Source organism: Nocardiopsis sp. NPDC055551 (assembly GCF_053619415.1).
Map to the genome: position 1 here is coordinate 64956 of NZ_JBSHJJ010000007.1, position 17357 is coordinate 82312.

16 protein-coding genes are annotated in these 17357 nt (G+C 68.9%); 5 read left to right on the forward strand and 11 right to left on the reverse strand.

Translation table 11 applies throughout. The features are described 5' to 3' along the window. Nucleotides 1-39: 39 nt before the first annotated feature. Nucleotides 40-1662 carry an MFS transporter gene (locus tag ACWGSK_RS14235; RefSeq protein WP_358505795.1) on the forward strand — a complete coding sequence of 541 codons (1623 nt, stop codon included), beginning with the start codon at nt 40-42 and terminating at the stop codon, nt 1660-1662. On the opposite strand, the gene ACWGSK_RS14240 is transcribed toward ACWGSK_RS14235, so the two are convergent. The 5 genes from ACWGSK_RS14240 to ACWGSK_RS14260 all read right to left on the reverse strand — a co-directional run bounded on the left by ACWGSK_RS14240 (nt 1647) and on the right by ACWGSK_RS14260 (nt 4648). Next, nucleotides 1647-1946: a hypothetical protein gene (locus ACWGSK_RS14240; protein WP_358505792.1), complete on the reverse strand. Its 300-nt coding sequence runs from the start codon at nt 1944-1946 to the stop codon at nt 1647-1649. The genes ACWGSK_RS14235 and ACWGSK_RS14240 overlap by 16 nt on opposite strands. A gap of 137 nt (nt 1947-2083) precedes the next feature. Further along, nucleotides 2084-2590 carry a hypothetical protein gene (locus ACWGSK_RS14245; RefSeq protein WP_358505789.1) on the reverse strand — a complete coding sequence of 169 codons (507 nt, stop codon included), beginning with the start codon at nt 2588-2590 and terminating at the stop codon, nt 2084-2086. Between the two features lie 37 nt (nt 2591-2627). Then, nucleotides 2628-3455, reverse strand: coding sequence for a polyprenol monophosphomannose synthase (locus tag ACWGSK_RS14250; RefSeq protein ID WP_358505786.1), 828 nt, complete (start codon nt 3453-3455; stop codon nt 2628-2630). A 165-nt stretch (nt 3456-3620) separates the two neighbouring features. After that, nucleotides 3621-4427: a DeoR/GlpR family DNA-binding transcription regulator gene (locus ACWGSK_RS14255; RefSeq protein ID WP_358505815.1), complete on the reverse strand. Its 807-nt coding sequence runs from the start codon at nt 4425-4427 to the stop codon at nt 3621-3623. Nucleotides 4428-4489: 62 nt separating this feature from the next. Then, nucleotides 4490-4648 (reverse strand): hypothetical protein, encoded by a 159-nt coding sequence (locus ACWGSK_RS14260; RefSeq protein WP_358505783.1) that lies wholly within the window; start codon nt 4646-4648, stop codon nt 4490-4492. A gap of 103 nt (nt 4649-4751) precedes the next feature. Between ACWGSK_RS14260 and ACWGSK_RS14265 the strand changes: the two genes are divergently transcribed. Next, complete coding sequence (locus tag ACWGSK_RS14265) at nt 4752-5522, forward strand: 4'-phosphopantetheinyl transferase family protein (RefSeq protein WP_358505780.1); 771 nt, start codon at nt 4752-4754, stop codon at nt 5520-5522. Between the two features lie 13 nt (nt 5523-5535). On the opposite strand, the gene ACWGSK_RS14270 is transcribed toward ACWGSK_RS14265, so the two are convergent. Beyond that, the gene (locus ACWGSK_RS14270) at nt 5536-6696 is read right to left on the reverse strand and encodes an acyl-CoA dehydrogenase family protein (protein WP_358505777.1); all 1161 of its coding nucleotides are present in this window, start codon (nt 6694-6696) and stop codon (nt 5536-5538) included. A 240-nt stretch (nt 6697-6936) separates the two neighbouring features. Between ACWGSK_RS14270 and ACWGSK_RS14275 the strand changes: the two genes are divergently transcribed. Both ACWGSK_RS14275 and ACWGSK_RS14280 read left to right on the forward strand, forming a co-directional pair. Continuing rightward, nucleotides 6937-7839 carry a LysR family transcriptional regulator gene (locus ACWGSK_RS14275; RefSeq protein ID WP_358505774.1) on the forward strand — a complete coding sequence of 301 codons (903 nt, stop codon included), beginning with the start codon at nt 6937-6939 and terminating at the stop codon, nt 7837-7839. 382 nt (nt 7840-8221) lie between these two features. Beyond that, the gene (locus ACWGSK_RS14280; protein WP_452455987.1) at nt 8222-9541 is read left to right on the forward strand and encodes an ABC transporter substrate-binding protein; all 1320 of its coding nucleotides are present in this window, start codon (nt 8222-8224) and stop codon (nt 9539-9541) included. Between the two features lie 94 nt (nt 9542-9635). On the opposite strand, the gene ACWGSK_RS14285 is transcribed toward ACWGSK_RS14280, so the two are convergent. The 4 genes from ACWGSK_RS14285 to ACWGSK_RS14300 form a co-directional block, all read right to left on the reverse strand. After that, entirely contained in the window at nt 9636-10805 is a 1170-nt protein-coding gene (locus ACWGSK_RS14285; protein ID WP_358505769.1) for an AI-2E family transporter, read from the reverse strand. Then, on the reverse strand, nt 10802-12235 hold the full coding sequence (locus ACWGSK_RS14290) for a sensor histidine kinase (protein WP_452455988.1): 1434 nt from the start codon (nt 12233-12235) through the stop codon (nt 10802-10804). The genes ACWGSK_RS14285 and ACWGSK_RS14290 overlap by 4 nt, the downstream gene beginning before the upstream one ends. 90 nt (nt 12236-12325) lie before the next feature. Beyond that, nucleotides 12326-13114 carry a TIGR03943 family putative permease subunit gene (locus ACWGSK_RS14295; protein WP_358505763.1) on the reverse strand — a complete coding sequence of 263 codons (789 nt, stop codon included), beginning with the start codon at nt 13112-13114 and terminating at the stop codon, nt 12326-12328. Next, entirely contained in the window at nt 13111-14181 is a 1071-nt protein-coding gene (locus ACWGSK_RS14300) for a permease (protein ID WP_358505760.1), read from the reverse strand. Before ACWGSK_RS14300 ends, ACWGSK_RS14295 begins: the two co-directional genes overlap by 4 nt. A 184-nt stretch (nt 14182-14365) precedes the next feature. Between ACWGSK_RS14300 and ACWGSK_RS14305 the strand changes: the two genes are divergently transcribed. After that, nucleotides 14366-15724 (forward strand): MFS transporter, encoded by a 1359-nt coding sequence (locus ACWGSK_RS14305; RefSeq protein ID WP_358505757.1) that lies wholly within the window; start codon nt 14366-14368, stop codon nt 15722-15724. Here the strand turns inward: ACWGSK_RS14305 and ACWGSK_RS14310 are convergent, their stop codons facing one another. Continuing rightward, a complete protein-coding gene (locus ACWGSK_RS14310) occupies nt 15725-17299 on the reverse strand; it encodes an alanine/glycine:cation symporter family protein (protein WP_452455989.1) in 1575 nt (524 codons plus the stop codon). It abuts the gene before it with no gap. Nucleotides 17300-17357 lie beyond the last annotated feature (58 nt).

Genomic DNA, 17357 nt, shown 5'->3' on the forward strand with positions numbered 1-17357 from the left:
CCGTGTTCGGTTCCGGTCCGATCGGGGCAGGAGGGACCCATGAGTGGATCGGTCTCGACGCCGTCATCCGCGGGGCGAGTGGCCTGGGGTACGCCCGCGGCGCGGTGGATGCTGACGGCCACGGTCCTGGCCTCGGGCATGGCGTTCCTGGACTCGACCGTGGTCACCGTGGCGCTGCCCGCCATCCAACAGGACCTGGACACCGGGTTGTCCGGGCTGCAGTGGATCGTCAACGGGTACATGGTGACGTTGTCGGCGCTGATCCTGCTGAGCGGGTCGCTGGCGGACCGGTTCGGTCGGGTGCGGCTGTTCATGATCGGGGTTGCGGTGTTCGCGCTCGCCTCGGCGCTGTGCACGTTCGCTCCGACGTTGGGGTGGTTGATCGCCGGGAGGGTCGCCCAGGGGGTGGGCGGTGCGCTGCTGACCCCGGGGAGCCTGGCCATCCTGCAGGCGGGTTTCCGGGAGGACGACCGGGCACGGGCGATCGGCGCGTGGTCGGGGCTGACCGGTGTGGCCTCGGCGGTGGGCCCGTTCGTGGGCGGGTGGCTGGTCCAGATCGGCGACTGGCGGTTGATCTTCCTCATCAATCTGCCGCTCGCGGTCGTGGTGCTCCTGATCGCCCACTTCAAGGTGCCCGAATCGCGAGGCGGCTCCGCCACGGGAGGCCTGGACTACGGTGGCGCTCTGCTGGGTGTGATGGCACTGGGCGCGATCACCTACGCGCTGATCCAGTGGGGCGCCGAGGGCGGTACCCCGGCGGTGTGGACCGGCGCGGTCGTCGGTGTGCTGGCGCTCGTCGCGTTCCTCCTGGTGGAGTCCCGAAGGCGCGACCCCATGCTGCCGTTGGACCTGTTCCGGTCGGTGCCGTTCAGCGTGACGAACGCGTCCACGGTGGTGATCTACGCGGCCCTCGGGACACTGCTGTTCCTGATGGTCATCTACCTGCAGGAGGTCGCCGGCTACTCACCGATCGCGGCGGGGGCCGCGTCCCTGCCGTTGACGATCCTGATGCTGACGCTCTCGGCCCGTTCCGGGAAACTGGCCGCGAAGATCGGTCCACGCCCCCAACTGGTGGTGGGTCCGCTGCTGTTGGCGGGTGGGCTGGTGTGGCTGTCGCGGATCGGCGAACCCGCGCCCTACCTGTCCGAGGTCTTCCCCGGTGTGCTGCTGGTGGCGTTGGGCATGTCCACGACGGTGGCGCCGCTGACGGCGACGGTACTGGCCTCGGTTCCCGAACGGCACGCCGGGCTGGCGTCGGGGGTGAACAACACGTTCGCGCGCGGGGCACAGCTGATCGGCGTGGCGGCGATCCCGGCGCTGGCCGGGATCGGCGGCGCGACCGGAGAGGGCGGTGGTTCGGAGGGGACCACGGGGTTGGCCGAGCACTTCGGCACGGCGATGCTGATCCTGGCCGCGTTGGCGGTGGCCGCGGCGTTGTGCGCGCTGGCGTTGCCGCGTGGTCGGATGCCGGCGGCCGTGGAGGCCGCCGCCCGGGGGTCGGTACCCGAGTCCGAGTCGGCCGCGGTGGAGGAGCTTCCCTACGATCGGCCACTGCGCTTTTGTGGTGTGTCGGGGCCGCCGATGCGGTCCTGCCCCGGATCCAGCGCGGGTGTGAGCGGGGATGGGGACCACCCCGGTTCGTCGGGTCAGTCCTCCTCGTAACCCTCAGGTGGCCGGTCGGTGACGGCGTCGGGGTCGGGGACCACGCTCAGGGCCGCCTCCTCCGCGCTGCGCTCACCGCCCCAGCGTTGACGCGGGATGGCCGCCCCCAGGTGTTCGGCGCGAAGACCGTCGGCGATCCCGCTCCGACCACGGCTGTCGTCGGCCACGAAGTCGTAGTCGAGGATGTTGAACTCGGAGTCGAGGACCATGTCGCGTTGGGCGACCTCCGTCGCCTGTGGGTCGTCCCCGAGGTCCAGGTCCACTTCGTAGGGGTGTTCCTTCACTTCGGTCTCCTCCCCCTTCTCCTACACCGGGTGTGACCTCGATCATCGCACCGGTTCCCGCCCGTGTGAAGGGTGGGGACGAGGAAGCGTCGGACCCCGGGTACCCGTGTCGGGGCCCCGGGGTCCGACGTGACCGATCAGGCGTCGGGTTCGTGGGGATCGGCGGGATCGTCCGCGTCCGGAACATAACCCCGCTGGTCCCGGGTCCGGTCCGGGCGCCCGTGGCGGGTCGCCGGCGAGAACTCGTCCCGCACCGCACCGGTCTCGGGGTCCTCGAAACGTCCGTCCCGGACGGCGGCTCCCTCTCCGGTGTCGCCGGCGGAACCGTCGTCGACCACCTGGAGGGCCTCCTCCTCGGTGGTCCGTGTCTCCCCACCCCAGTTCTCCTTGGGGTAGACGTCGCCGCGCTCGTCCCGCACGGCCTCGTCGATACCGCGGCCGCCACGGCTGTCATCATCCTTGAAGTCGTACCGCTGGATGTTGTGGTCGGGTTCGATGCGCCGCTCGATCTCCTCGGTCTGGCTCAGTTCCGGGTCGTCCCCCATGTCGGTGTCCACGTCGTAGTGCTTGTCGACCATCGCGTCCACCTCCTCCTTCTCCTTGGTACCCAGGTTCAGGGAGGTGACAAGGAAATGTGAGGACATCCACCGGACGTCGGCGTATCGACCGATTGTCCCCGGATCAGCGCCGGCGTCTGGAGTTCTCCGCGTGGCGCAGGCGCAGCGGACGCAGGGCCGCCTCCAGGGCCACCGCTCCATCGAGCTTGCTCTCGCCCATCACCCGGTCCTCGAAGTGGATGGGCACCTCCACGATCTTCTGGCCGCGGCGGAACGCCCGGTAGTGCATCTCCACCTGGAAGGCGTAGCCGGTGCTCTGGATGCCGGACAGGTCCAGGGTGCGCAGGGCCGAGGCACGCCAGAGCTTGAAGCCCGCGGTGACGTCGCGCACCGGGATGGCCAGCACCGTCTTGACGTAGGTGTTGGCCCAGCCACTGAGCAGACGGCGGCGCAGCCCCCAGGCCTCGGACAGGCTGGCGCCGGGCACGTAGCGACTGCCGATGACCACGCCGGCGCCGGTGGAGTGCAGGGTGCCCAGCAGTTGGGGGACGTACCCGACCGGGTGGCTGAGGTCGGCGTCCATCTGCACCACGTAGTCGGCGCCGCCGTCCAGCGCTCGGGTCATGCCCTCCACGTAGGCCCGGCCCAGCCCATCCTTCTTGGTGCGGTGCACCACGGTGAGCCTGCCGGTCTCCGCGCCGCCGAGTTCCGCCGCGAGCTTGTCGGCGATCTCCCCGGTGCCGTCCGGGGAGTTGTCGTCGACCACCACGATGCGCAGTTCGGGCAGGTCCAGGGCGACCAGGCGGGCGACCAGGCGGGGAAGGTTCTCGGCCTCGTCATAGGTGGGCACGACCACGGTCAGACGAGAGCTGCGCCAGGGCTCGGGGAGCGCCACGGGTTCGGGTGTGACCCGCACCGGCCCGGGCGGGAGGTGCGTCGGTTCGGAGGGCATGCGCGTCGGCTCCTGGCGTCGTGAGGGTCGTGTGCGGATGTTCTTACCGGCGAGTAAGTGTGTACAGGATCACGCATCGCACCTTCACCGCACAAGTCGGTTCGAATCGCAGGCTATGCGCCCTTCCGGAGGAATCGGACGGGCGCGCGTGCTCGCGCGAGGTCGTCACTGACCCCTTTCGTCGGCGGCCACGACGACGTGCACCAGGGTTCCGATCTCCTCCAACGTCATGATCACCTCAGGGTCGGCGCCCGAGTCGGTGACCAGGTGCGCGATGTTCTCCGGGGCGACGGTGGGCATCATGGTCTCCGCGCCGACCTTGGTGTGGTCGGCCAGGACGATGGTCTCCTCCGCGCAGGCCGACAGGGCCCGGTCGATGCCGGCCACGGCCGGGTTCGGGGTGCTCAGGCCTCGTTCGGCGCTGACGCCGTTGCCGGAGAGAAAGGCCCGGTTGACCCGGAGCCCGGCGAGCGCGCTCTCCGCGGCGGCGCCGACCAACGCCCGCATGGGGGCGTGCACCGTGCCACCGGTCATGACGACCTCCACCCCGTTGGCACCGGCCAGGGCGTCGGCCACCGGCAACGAGTTGGTGACCACCGTCAGGTCGCCGTGGCCGCGCAGCGCGCGGGCCAAGGCCTCGGCGGTACTTCCCGGGCCGATGGTGATGGCGTCGCCCGGACGCGCCAGACGGGCCGCGGCCACGGCGATGGCGGCCTTCTCCGCGGCGCACTGGTCGCGCTTGCCGGTGTAGCTCTGTTCGTGTCCGATCCTGCCGGGCAGGGCGACACCACCGCGGCGGCGGTCGAGCAGCCCTTCGGTCTCCATGGCGCGCACGTCACGACGGATCGTGACCTCCGAGGCCCGCACCTTGATGGCCAGGTCGCGCAGGGACATGCTCCCGTTGGCGCGGACCAGCTCCAGGATGCGCTCTCGACGTTCGGCGCCGAACGTCGGACGGCTCTCCTCGGCCATGTTCATCGGCCCTTCCTCGATCGATCGGTGGTGCGCGGCACGATCGCCGCCCCACCGTCGAACTAGAGTACGGACCGGTCACGCCGCTGCGCGTCCGGGGCCTCCGTCTCCTCCGACTCCCACGTGAGGGGCTTCTCGGTGAGGAGGGTCACCAGGAAGACCACGGTGAGGGCGACGAGCCCGACCAGGGCTCCGGCACCGAACATCATCACGACAGACATCTGAGCCTCCAAAGGGGGCGGGCCGACCTGCCACTTACCGAATGCCCACTTCGACACGGGCGCACACCCCCCAGGAACGGGAAGATCGGCCACAATGGAGGGCATGACCCTTGGTTCCTCGCCCCTAGAGTCCACGGTGTGGTGGGCCCACACCTCCGCCGCGAGCGGCCGTCTGCTCGACCTGCTGGACGAGGGCGAACGCACCCGCAACGCCCGGTTCCGACTTCAGGCCGACCGGGATCGCCATCTGGTCGGGCGGGCACTGACCCGTCTGGTGCTCGCCGAACGTGTCGGTTGCGCCCCCGAGGACGTCGTCTTCGACCTGCGCTGCCGATCGTGTGAGGACAAGGCTCGCACCGGGGCGGGTGGGGAGGACGCCTCCCCGCACGGCAAGCCGGTTCCGATCGGCGCCGCCGACGGCTGGGAGATCTCGGTGAGTCACTCCGGCGAGTGGGTGGTGCTGGCCCTGGCCGAGGGTGTCCCGGTCGGGGTGGACGTGGAGCGGGTGTCGGACTCGCGCGACCTGGACGGACTGGCCGCCTTCACACTGGCCGACACCGAACGTCGAGAGTGGAGCACGCTGCCCGAAGCCGGGAGGGTGGGGGCCTTCTTCGGCTACTGGGCGCGCAAGGAGGCCCTGCTCAAGGCCACCGGACTGGGGTTGTCCGGTGGCCTGCGTCGGGTCTCGGTGAGCCCACCGAACAGCCGGGCGCGACTCCTGGGTTGGGAGGGCGGCGGGGGTCCCGAGGCCGCTTGGCTCCACGACCTGGAGCGCGGCCCCGACTACCGGTCGGCCCTGGCGGTGCTCACCGACCGCGGGGTCGAGCCGACGGTGCACCAGGCGGAGATCGCCCTGGAGCTGCTGCGCCGTTGAGGCGGTGCGGTGCTCAGGCCTCGGCCTCTCGGGCCAGGTGGCGGCCGATCACCAGACGCTGCACCTGGTTGGTGCCCTCCACGATCTGAAGGACCTTGGCCTCGCGCATGAAGCGCTCGACCGGGAAGTCGCGGGTGTAGCCGTAGCCGCCGAACACCTGGACGGCGTCGGTGGTGACCTTCATGGCGGTATCGGTGGCCAGGAGCTTGGCCATGGCGGCCTGCTTGCCGAAGGGGCGTCCGGCGTCACGGAGGCGGGCCGCGGAGAGGTACAGCTCGCGTGAGGCGGCGATCTGGGTGGCCATGTCGGCGAGCATGAAGCCCAGACCCTGGAAGTCGCCGATGGCGGAGCCGAACTGGTGGCGTTCGCGGGAGTAGGCGACGGCGGCGTCCAAGGCGGCCTGGGCCAGGCCCACGGCGCAGGCGGCGATGCCCAGGCGCCCCGAGTCCAGGGCGGACAGGGCGATGGGAAAGCCCCGGTCCTCCTCCCCGACCAGCGCCGAGGTGTCGAGCTCGACGTCGTCGAAAAGCATCCCGGCGGTGGTGGAGGAGCACATGCCCATCTTGCGTTCGGGCGCGGCGGAGCCCAGTCCGGGGGTGTCGGCCGGCACGTGGAAGCAGCTGATGCCGCGGCCACCGGAGTCGGGGGCTCCGGTACGGGCGAAGAGCGCGTAGTAGTCGGCCTGTCCGCCGTGGGTGATCCACGCCTTGGCACCGTTGACCCGGTAGCCGGTCTCGGTGCGTTCGGCGCGGGTGGCCATGGCCGCGGCGTCCGAACCCGAGGTGGTCTCGGACAGGCAGTAGGCGCCGAGGAGTTCCCCGCCGAGCATGTCCGGCAGGAGCGCGGCCTTCTGGTCCTCGGCCCCGTAGGCGGCCAACGGGTAGCAGGACAGGGTGTGGACGCTGACGCCCAGGCCCAGGGCGAGCCAACCGCGAGAGATCTCCTCCACCACCTGGAGGTAGACCTCGTAGGGCTGTCCCCCGCCGCCGTACTCGTCGGGGTAGGGCAGCCCCAGCAGACCGGCGCGACCCAGGGTGGTGAAGGCGTCGCGGGGGAAGACGGAGTTCTCCTCGTCCTCGGCCGCACGCGGGACGATCTCCTTGTCCACGATCTCCCGGGTCAACTCAAGGAGCTGTTCGGCCTCGGGTGTGTGCAGCGTGCGTTCGACCGCCATGAACTCTCCCACGGTTACGCGCCCTGGTGCGCGTGGGACCCACTTCGCGGACCGCGATTTAGTAGGTCGTCCAACTATATGGTGACGCTGGGCACCTTATCCCAAAGCCCCGCACTTTGGGCACCCCGGGGTTGGACGGTGAACGGCCTCCGAGACGTTCGCCCTGAACACGACGCCCACCACGAGCCTTCGGGTTCGGCCGCCTGTACACGGAGGGGTCATGCGGCTTAGATTCCACGCATGGACCTCGAACTCCGCCACCTTCGCACCGTCTGTCTCCTCGCCGACACCGGCAGCGTCACCAAGGCGGCAGCGGCACTGTCCACCTCGCAACCCGCGCTCACCACCCAGTTGCAACGCATCGAACGCGAGGTCGGCGGGGCGTTGTTCCACCGTGGCCGCTCGGGGGTGCGCCCGACCGAGTTGGGCGAGTTCGTCCTGGTCCGAGCACGTGCCGTGCTGTTGTCCATGGACGACCTGATGCACGACATCAGCGCGCGCGGAGCCTTCCCCACCGCGCTGCGCATCGGCGGGGTCGGCCAACTCACCGTGGAGCTGTCCGGACGACTCTCGGAGGTCTTCCCCGGGGTCCCGGTACACGTACGCACCGAGTACTCCCCCAAGTTGGTCACCGACCTGGTCCGGGCCGGCCGACTCGACCTGGGAACCACCATCGACTACGTGGACCGCGACCTGACCACGGACGGACCGCTGGCGTGGGCGATGCTCGCGGTGGATCCGCTGCACGTGGCACTGTGGGTGGACCACCCGCTGGCCGAAAAACCGTCCATCCACCTGGAGGACCTGGCGGACAACTCCTGGGCGCTCACTCCCCCCGACGGAACCGGTTGGCCCGAGTGCTTCTACGTCGCCTGCCAGCAGGCGGGGTTCAGCCCCGAGGTGCCCTACCGACTGCACGATCGGTCGGAGATCCGTGACCTGATCGCCGACCGCCGGGCGGTGGCACCCTGCCAGTCCGACTTCGACACCGGCCGGGGTGTGGTGGTCCGTCAGTTGGCGGGGGCCCCGATACAGCTTCGGCACCTTCTGGTCTGGCGCCGCGACGGCCCGGTGAGCCAGGTGGCGGACCGGATCGCGCGCGTGGCGCGGGAGATCATCGACCAGAGCGCCGAGAAGGTCTGAGCCGATCGGGAAGAATCACCGACTTCGATCCGCACATTGATCCCATGATCGGACTTTCCACTCGAAACACCCTTGCACACCACGAAACCGTTACCCCCTAAGGGTTTCTCGACAAAGGCGCGCCGACCCTCGCCACCTTTAACGCCGGAGACCCCCGGTCGGACCTCCGGCCCATTCGCGCGCCTGTGACCTGGGGCCGGGCGACTATGCGTTACCAGCGGTCGCAGCACTCGACCCCCTTCGTATGATGTTTACCAGCCGGTAACGTACTGATGAGTAGGGGTCCACCCCCAGAGCCTTCTCCCGAGCTACGAAGCCGTCTTCCCCCACAGGCCGAAAAGCCTCCCGCTGCGCAGGCACCACCGAAGTTCAGGAAGACCACATGCGAACACTGAGAATCATCGCTTCGACGCTCACCGTGGCGATTCTCGCGACCTCGTGCGGCGGCTCCGGGTCGAGTGAGGAAGAGTCCGCCGCGAGCGATCTCACCACGGGGGTCACCGACGACAGCGTCGTCATCGGAACCCATCAACCTCTCACCGGTGCCGCGTCACCGGGTTTCGTACACGTCTCGACCGGCACGAGGGCCGTCTTCGACTACATCAACGACAACGGTGGCATCCACGGCCGCCAGATCGACTACCGCGTCGAGGACGACGTCTTCGACCCCGCGCAGACCATGGACGTCACGCGCGACCTCATCGACGAGCAGGAGATCTTCGCCATGCTCGGTGGGTTGGGCACGCCCACCCACGAAGCGGTGATCGACGACCTCAACGCCGAGGGAGTCCCCGACCTCTTCGTCTCCTCCGGAGCACTGGCCTGGGACTCACCCGAGCAGTACCCCTACAGCTACGGCTTCCAGGTGGACTACTCCAAGGAGGCGAAGGTCCAGGGCGCCTACATCTCGGAGAACTTCCCCGACGACAGCGTCGGTCTGCTCTACCAGAACGACGACGTCGGCCCCTCCTCGCACGCGGGCATCGAGCAGTACCTCATCGACGACATCGTCGCCTGGGAGGACTACGACCCCGGCGTCGCCGAACTCGACGGTCAGATCGAGGCCCTGAAGGACGCCGAGGCCGATGTCGCCGTCTGCTACTGCATTCCGGCCTTCCTCGGTCTGGCCATCCTCCAAGCCCAATCCGTCGGCTACGAGCCGCAGTGGGTGGCCCCCAGTTTCGGTGGTGACGTCGAGGTCGTCACCGAACTGATCACGCGGTACGCCGAGGGAACACCCGCGGAGGACGTGCCGCCGGAGGCCTTCACCGACGGGCTGATCATCACCTCCTTCCTCCCGATGGCCGGCCAGACCGAAGACCCGTGGACCGCGTTCTTCCGTGAGATCCACGATGAGTACAACGAGGGCGCGCCCTTCACCGACACCACGATGTACGGCATGGTGCAGGCCACGCTGATGGCCCAGCTGCTCATGGAGGTCGGCCCCGACCTGGACCGGGAGACCCTGATCCAGACGCTCAACTCCCAGGAGTGGGAGGGCCCGGGGCTGGTGCCGTTCGTCGCCACCGAGGACGACCACAGCGGTTACTCCGGCGTCATGGTCGCCCAGAACCACGCCGGTGAGGAACCGGAGATCCTGCAGGAACCGCGGGTCACCGACAGCGATGGCGGGGAGATCCTCCCCTTCGAACTGGACCGGCCCGACCCCGACGAGGTCGCCCTGCACGACGGCGACCACTAGCGGGGCCCGCTCCGGGCACACCCGGAAGGCACAAGGCGAAGGAGGGCGTGGGTCGCATCGGGCCCGCGCCCTCCTCCCCTTCCGCCACTCCGGGTCAGCGCCGCTCCAGACGGGGGAAGACCACCTTCTTCAGCACCAGGGTGAGCGCTGCCACGGTGGGGATGGCCAACAGCGCCCCGACCAGACCGAGCAGCGCGCCGCCGACCAAGGCGGCGGTGATGTTGGCCGTCGGAGCCACGTCCACGGCGTGCCGCATCACCCGGGGAGAGATCACGTAGCTCTCGATCTGTTGGTAGGCGAGGAAGAAGACGAGGGTGGCCAGTCCCAGCCAGAGGTCGCCCACCCCCACCGCCAGGGCGGCCGCGAGCGCACCGATGCTGGTACCCACCAAAGGGATCAACGCGGTGACGGCGACCACCAGGGCCAGGGTGAGCGCGTAGGCCGAACCGATCGCCCACAGGAAGAAGAACGCCACGACCCCGCCGAAGGCCGCCACCACCAACTGTCCGGCGATGAACGCACCGATGCGTCGAACGATCTCGTCACCGATCTCACGGACCCCGTCGCGGCGCGAACGCGGCACGAACCGGTAGGAGACGTCCATCATGCCGGGCAACGAGGCCATGAAGAACAGGGTCAGGACGAACACCGTGGAGAGGGCGAACAACCAGTTGAACACCACCTGGCCCACCCCGACCAGGCCACCGAAGATCCGCTGTCCGAAGTCGCCGCCGGTGACGACCCCCTCCAGGCGTTCCAACACGTTGTAGCGGTGATCCACCTCGTGGAAGAACGCCGTGTTCCGCAGATGGTCGATGGCGCCGGGCAGCGCGGAGACGAAACCGCTCACCTGCTCGGTCAACGGTGGCACGATGGCCCACGTGAACACCGCCACGAAGGCCAGCAGGGCCAGGCACACGGTGACGATCGCCGCCCAGCGGGGCATCCGCAGCCCGCGGCGCAGTAGTTCGATGACCGGGTTCAGGCCGACCGCGAGGAAGAGCGCCACCAGGATGTAGACGAACACCGCTCGGGCCCCGGTCAGGGCCTCCACCAGCAGCCAGGCGCTGAGGACTCCGAGTGCGCCGACGAACCCGACGACGAAGTAGTTGGGGCGGTGGGCCCCTCCCCCGGAGGGGCGGGTGAGGGGGTCGACTCCGCCTCCCCCGCCGGCGGCCCCCGGCTCACGTTCGGCCTTCGGGTCCTCCTGCGGCCCCCGGGTCGTTGTTCCGGTCGCGCCCGTGGCCGGGGCGTCGACGCTCATGTGCGCTGCTCCGACTCGTCCTCGTCGTCCAGTTCTTCGGGGAGGCGCAGAGTGAACAGGGCACCGCCGAGCAGGTCGCTGTGGCCTGCCACGAGTGTGCCGCCGTAGGCGTGCACGATCTCCCGGGAGATGGCCAGCCCGAGGCCGCTGCCACCCGGGTCGAGCTCCTTGGAGTCGGGCAGTCGGGAGAAGCGTTCGAAGACGCGTTCGCGGTCCTTGACCGGGATCCCCGCGCCGTCGTCGTGTACCTCCAGGACCGCGGCCCCTTTGCCTTGTCCGACGATGATGTCGATACGGCTGTGGGCGTGGCGCTCGGCGTTGGCGACGAGGTTGGTCAACACCCGCACCAGGCGCATTCGGTTGACCACGACGTGGACGGGTTCGGCTGCGTGCACGCGCACCTGCGTGTGTCGGCGCGGGTCGGTGAACTCCTCCCGCACCAGGGAGCCCAGTTCGATACGTTCGCGGATCATGGCCACGTCGGTGTCCATCCGGGCCAGTTCCAGCAGGTCGGAGACGATGTTCTCCAACCGTTCGGTGTCGGAGAGCAGACCGTTGAGCAGGCGTTCGCGGGCGCGCTGGTCGGGTTCGGGATCGGAAAGTTCGACCTCCAGTTTGGTCCGCATACCGGCTATGGGATTGCGCAGTTCGTGGGAGGCGTCGGAGACGAAGCGCCTCTGCCGGACCATCGCCTCCTCCAGCCGGCCGAGGGTGGAGTTGGCGGTGCGGGCCAGGTGGGCGATCTCGTCGTCGCTGCGGGGGACGGGGAGCCTGCGGTGCAGGTCGCTGACCGAGATCCGGTCCATCTCGGCGCTGATCATCTCCACCGGGCGCATCGCCCGTCCCACCCCGTACCAGAGGATCAGGGCGGTGCCGACGAGCAGGACGACCGCCATACCGGTCAGGGCGGATTCGAGCGTGTGCCGCATGAGCACCTGGGGGGTGCGGGTAGCGGCGAGCACGATCACGTCACCATAGGCGGAGTCGGTGACGGTGTAGCCCACCACCTGGAAGCAGTCGTCGGGTTCGATCCCCGCCGCCTCATCACAGACGACCGTGTCCATGCGGAAGTCGTGTTCGGCCGGCGCCCGTTCGGTCAGGGCCGGCAGGCCCCTCACCGCGGCGCTGGAGGCGAGGACCTCAAAGGTCTCCCGGTCAACGATCTGCAACCGCAGGATCGGTTCGGTGGCGGGGATGGAGGAGTCGTAGCGGTCCATCATGATGTGCTCGACGACGGCACGTGCCGCCTCCGCAGCCCGATCGCTCAACTGGTTCTGTACCACTTCCCGGAGGAACAGGAAGGAACCCACGGAGATGACCAGTACGACCAGGGTCAGTATGGTCGTGGCCCAAACCGTCACCCGGGCTCGGATGGAACGGGGGCGGAGCCATCCCCATCTTTTCCGTTGCCGTTCCTGGGGTTCTGACACGCACTCATTGTCACCCAGTGTCATCCCAAAACCGAGAACTGGCGACGGTGTGGCGGGAGCGACGCCCCAACGGGCCGAGAGTCCCGGCCCCTACTCGTAGGGATCGGGCGGGTTGGTGACCTCTTCCATCCCCTCGGTGGCGAACTCGTGCTCGGAGACGTCGTACAGGTCTCCCTCGGGCTCCACCCAGGTGCCCTGGACCGTCCACCAGCTGTCCGCCTCGGGCGCCGGCCGATCGGTGATGAGGACCTTGTTGACCACGGCGTCCGCCGCGCAGCAGGCCATTTGGAGTCGGGCCAGGTACCAGCCCTCGCCCTCTTCGTTGGGAACGGCGAACCCGGTCAGTTCGATCTCGCGGTCGGCCATCTCGCGTTCCTCGTCGATCCAGGCCCGCATCACGAACGCCTGGATATCGAGTCGGACCGTCTCCCCCGGCGCCGCCTCGGAGAGGGCGTCGTTGAACTTGGAGTTCCCACCCTCATCCCGGGGTGGTGGACCCGCCGAACCACTCGTGCTCTCCACCGTGTACGAACCCAGGGCCGGCGGGGCGACCACGAATACCGCCAGCACCGGGAGCAGGAGCAGCCAGGCCACCCAGGGGGCGCGAGAGTGGTCGTGGCCGTGATCGTCGCCCTGTCCCGACGTGTTCGCCTCGGCCGTGGCGGGGGTGGTCTCCTCTTCGTCCGAGTCGTCCCTCTCCCCGCGGACCTCGGCCACGATGACCAGGACGCCGAGCCCGACCATGACGATCCCGGCGGCGATCAGGAAGGGCCCGAAGCCCGCCTTGACCCAGTTCAGGTACAGGTCGGTGGGCACGGTGCTGGTCAGCGCGGCGGCGCCGAGCAGGACGAGGGTGAGTCCCTGCGCGATGCGGTTCACAGGATCAAGGCTCCGATCAGGAACGTACTGAGGAGACCGACCACCAGGCACAGGGGGGCGAAGCGGGCGACGAAGCGCCAGCCGAACACTCCCGCCTGCATCGCGATGAGCTTCAGGTCGACGATGGGGCCGATGACCATGAACGCGAGCTTGGCGGTGGGCGAGAAGTCGGTGAGGCTGACCGCGACGAAGGCGTCGGCCTCCGAACAGATGGACAACAGGATGGCCAGCGCGGCGAGCACCAGCACCGAGACGATGGGTGCCTCGGCCACCGTCAGCAGCCATTCGCGAGGCACCATCACGTTGAGCGTGGCGGCCGCGAGGGCGCCCACCACCAGGTATCCGCCGGCGTGCATGATGTCGTGCAGCATCGACTCGCGAAAGACCCGCCACTTGGAAGCACCCGGGTCATGGGACTGCGCGGGAAGACGCAGCCAATCGGTACGACCGAACCTCACCCAGATCCAACCGATGACCACCGACGCCAGCAGGGAGGCCGTGAAGCGGGCGAGTACCATCTCCGGCTGTCCGGCGAAGGCCACCGCGGTGGCGATCATGACGATCGGGTTGATGGAGGGCGCCGCGAGCAGGAAGGTCAACGCCGCCGCAGGCGCCACCCCCCGTTTGATCAGGCTGCCGGCGATGGGCACGGACGCGCACTCGCACCCTGGCAGCAAGGCGCCTGAGACACCCGCCACGGGGACGGCGTGGCCCGCCTTGCTCGGGATGAACCGCCGGTAGACCGAGGTCGGCACGAAGGCGACAAGGGCGGCGGACAGGGCCACTCCGAAGACCAGGAAGGGCATGGCCTGGAAGCTGATGGCCGTGAAGATGGTGGCCCAGGCCAGGAAGGCCTGGCCGGTCAGGTCGTCGGAGAGCCACGCGTGGCCGAAGGCCATCGCGGTGATGATCAGGGCGAAGAGCCAGACCGTGCCGGTCCTGCGTGCTCCGGGCCGCCTTCCCCAGTCGGCGGGGGGCAGTTCGTCTCCGCGGTCGTCCCAGCCGCCGGCGAGGGAGTCGCCGAGAGAGGAGGACGGGGCGGAGTCGTGTGTGGTCCGTTCGGACACGGGTGTACTCCGTGAGGTTCGGTTGGGAACTACCCGAATGGTAACCGAAAACCGTTTTCGTTCGCGCGAGCAACGGCGAACCTGTGGATGGACGTTCCCGGGCGAAGACCACATGAGCGAGAACGCACGTATGGGTTCCACCCCCATGGTCAGAATGTGATCCAGGTCTCTATCGTTGGCGCCCATGGAACCGAGAACGACGCCGTCCCCCGCGGACGGAAGTGCTCCGAAAACCCCCTTCCACAAGGTCGTCACCGCCAGCCTCATCGGTACCACGATCGAGTGGTACGACTTCTTCCTGTACGGGGCCGCCGCCGCGTTGGTCTTCAACGTGGTCTTCTTCCCCGACTCCGACCCCCTGGTCGGCACCATGCTGGCCTTCAGCACCTACGCCGTCGGGTTCGTGGCCCGACCCCTGGGCGGTGTGGTCTTCGGACACTACGGCGACCGGATCGGTCGCAAACAGCTCCTGGTGCTGAGTCTGTTGATGATGGGCGGCGCCACCTTCGCGATCGGGTTGTTGCCCACCTACGCGGCGATCGGGGTGGGCGCTCCCCTGCTGCTCACCCTGCTACGCGTCATCCAGGGGTTCGCCCTGGGCGGTGAGTGGGGTGGCGCGGTCCTGCTCGTCGCCGAACACGGTAAGCCGCGCAACCGCGGTTTCTGGGCGTCCTGGCCCCAGGCCGGGGTGCCCTGCGGCAATCTGTTGGCCACCGCCGTCCTCGCGGTGCTGGCCGTGGTGATGGCCGACGAGACCTTCCTCGACTGGGGTTGGCGCATCCCGTTCCTGCTGTCCGGGATCCTGGTGTTCATCGGTCTGTGGATCCGGCTCGCGGTCACCGAGTCGGAGGTGTTCAAGGACGCCTCGCGCAAGGTGGGCGAGTCCAAGGGCACCGAGCGCGCCCCGATTCTCGACGTGCTGCGCCATCACTGGCGCGAGACCCTCGTGGCCATGGGCGTGCGGCTGGCCGAGAACGTCTCCTACTACGTGGTCACGGCGTTCATCCTCGTCTACGCCACCCAGCAGGCGGGCCTGTCCAACGAGGCCGTGCTGAACGCGGTGCTGATCGCCTCCGCGGTGCACCTGGTGACCATCCCGGCGTGGGGCGCGCTGTCCGACGTGGTGGGACGGCGGCCGGTCATCGCGGTCGGGGCGGTGGGGGTCTCCCTGTGGTCGTTCGCCTTCTTCCCGCTCATCGACCAGGGCACGTTCGGCTCCGTGACCCTGGCCGCGACCGTCGGGTTGATCCTGCACGGCGCGATGTACGGTCCGCAGGCGGCGTTCTTCTCGGAGTTGTTCAGCACCCGGGTGCGGTACTCGGGTGCCTCCATCGGCTACCAGTTGGCGTCGATCGTGGCCGGTGGTCTGGCCCCACTGATCGCGACGGCGCTGCTGGCGACCTTCGGTTCCAGCCTGCCGATCTCGGTGTACGTGGCGGCGGTCGGTGTCGTCACCGTGGTGGCGGTGGTGTGGTCCAGGGAGACCCGGGGCACCGACCTGGCCGCCGTGCCCAAGGGCGGTGAACCCGCCCCCGGCGCATGATCAGTCCTTCGTCTCCGGGCCCCGGTCGTCCTCACGGCCGGGGTCCTCGTCTTCCTCGGGGGGCCCGTCGCCGCCCTCGGATCCCTGGTCTCCGGCCACCCGTTCGTCGCCCTCCTCGCCGGGCTCGCGCCGGTCCACCGACTCCCCCGACACCGGACCCCACGCGGTGACGTTCTGCAGGTCCGGCATCTTGGCCAGGGAGAACTGTGGGTCCAGGCCGTATCGCAGCTGTCGGCTGTAGTCGGCGAGCAGCCGGAAGGCGACGGTGGACAACGGGGCGATGGCCAACAGGTTGACCGTGGCCATGACACCCATGGAGATGTCGGCGAGGGTCCAGATGACGGTCAGCGGGGCGACGGAACCGAGGAAGATCGCGACCAGGACCGCCGAACGGAAGTAGGTCATGTGGTTGGGTTCGGCGTCCAGGAACTGCAGGTTGGACTCGCCGTAGTAGTAGTTGCCCAGGACCGACGTCCACGCCAGCAGGAACATGATGATGGTGAGCGCGTGGACGGACCAGCCGCCCAGCGAACTCTCCAGAGCGGTCTGGGCCACCTCGATGGGCGGGATGTCGGGGTTGAACTCGGTCCCGTACAGCAGCACGATGAACGCGGTCACCGAGCAGATCAACCAGGTGTCGAAGTACACGCCCAGGGTCTGGACCAGGCCCTGCTTGGCCGGATGGGACACCGACGCGGCCGCACCGGCGTTGGGCGCCGACCCCAGACCCGCCTCGTTGGAGAACATTCCCCGCCGCATCCCCCACAGGATGGCGGTGCCCACGCCACCCGCAGCGACCTCGCGCAGGCCGAAGGCGTGGCCGAAGATGGCGCCGAAGACGTCCGGGACGGCCTGGATGTTGATGATCACCACGGCGACGCCGAGCAGGATGTAGAGGATCGCCATCAGCGGGACGAGGGCCTGGGCGACGGTGGCGATCCGGCGCACACCACCGAAGATGACCGCGGCGGTGATGGCGACCAGGACCAGACCCACGGCCACGTTCAGGATCCACCCTCCGCCCCCGCCGAGGGCGCCCACCGAGGTGCCGATCGCCCCGGAGATGCTGTTGGACTGCACGGAGTTGAAGACGAGGCTGAACGTCACGGTGATGATGACGGCGAAGAGCGCGCCCATCCACCGTCGGTTCAACCCGTGAAGCATGTAGTAGGCGGGGCCACCACGGAATCCGGTTCCGGTACGCACCTTGTACAGCTGGGCGAGGGTGGACTCCACGAAGGAGGCGGCGCCGAGGACGCCGGCCATCAGCCACATCCAGAACACGGCTCCGGGCCCGCCCAGCATGATCGCCAGGGTGACGCCGACGATGTTGCCGGTACCCACGCGGGAGGCCGCGGAGAGCGCGAAGGCCTGGAAGGAGGAGATCTCCCTACCGCCGTCCGGAGCGGTCCCGGGGCTGCTGCGTATGACGCGGAACATCTCGGGTAGCAGCCGGACCTGGACGAACCCCGAGCGCACCGTGAAGTAGACGGCCAGGATGACCAGCAGCGGGATGACGAAGAAGGTCCAGAAGGCGTCGTTGAGGGCGACGAGAGCGTTGTTGAGGACGGTCACGCGTTCCCCTTCAGGTGGGCGTGGTGGTCCCGAGTGCGACTTCGGGGTTTCCCGCCCA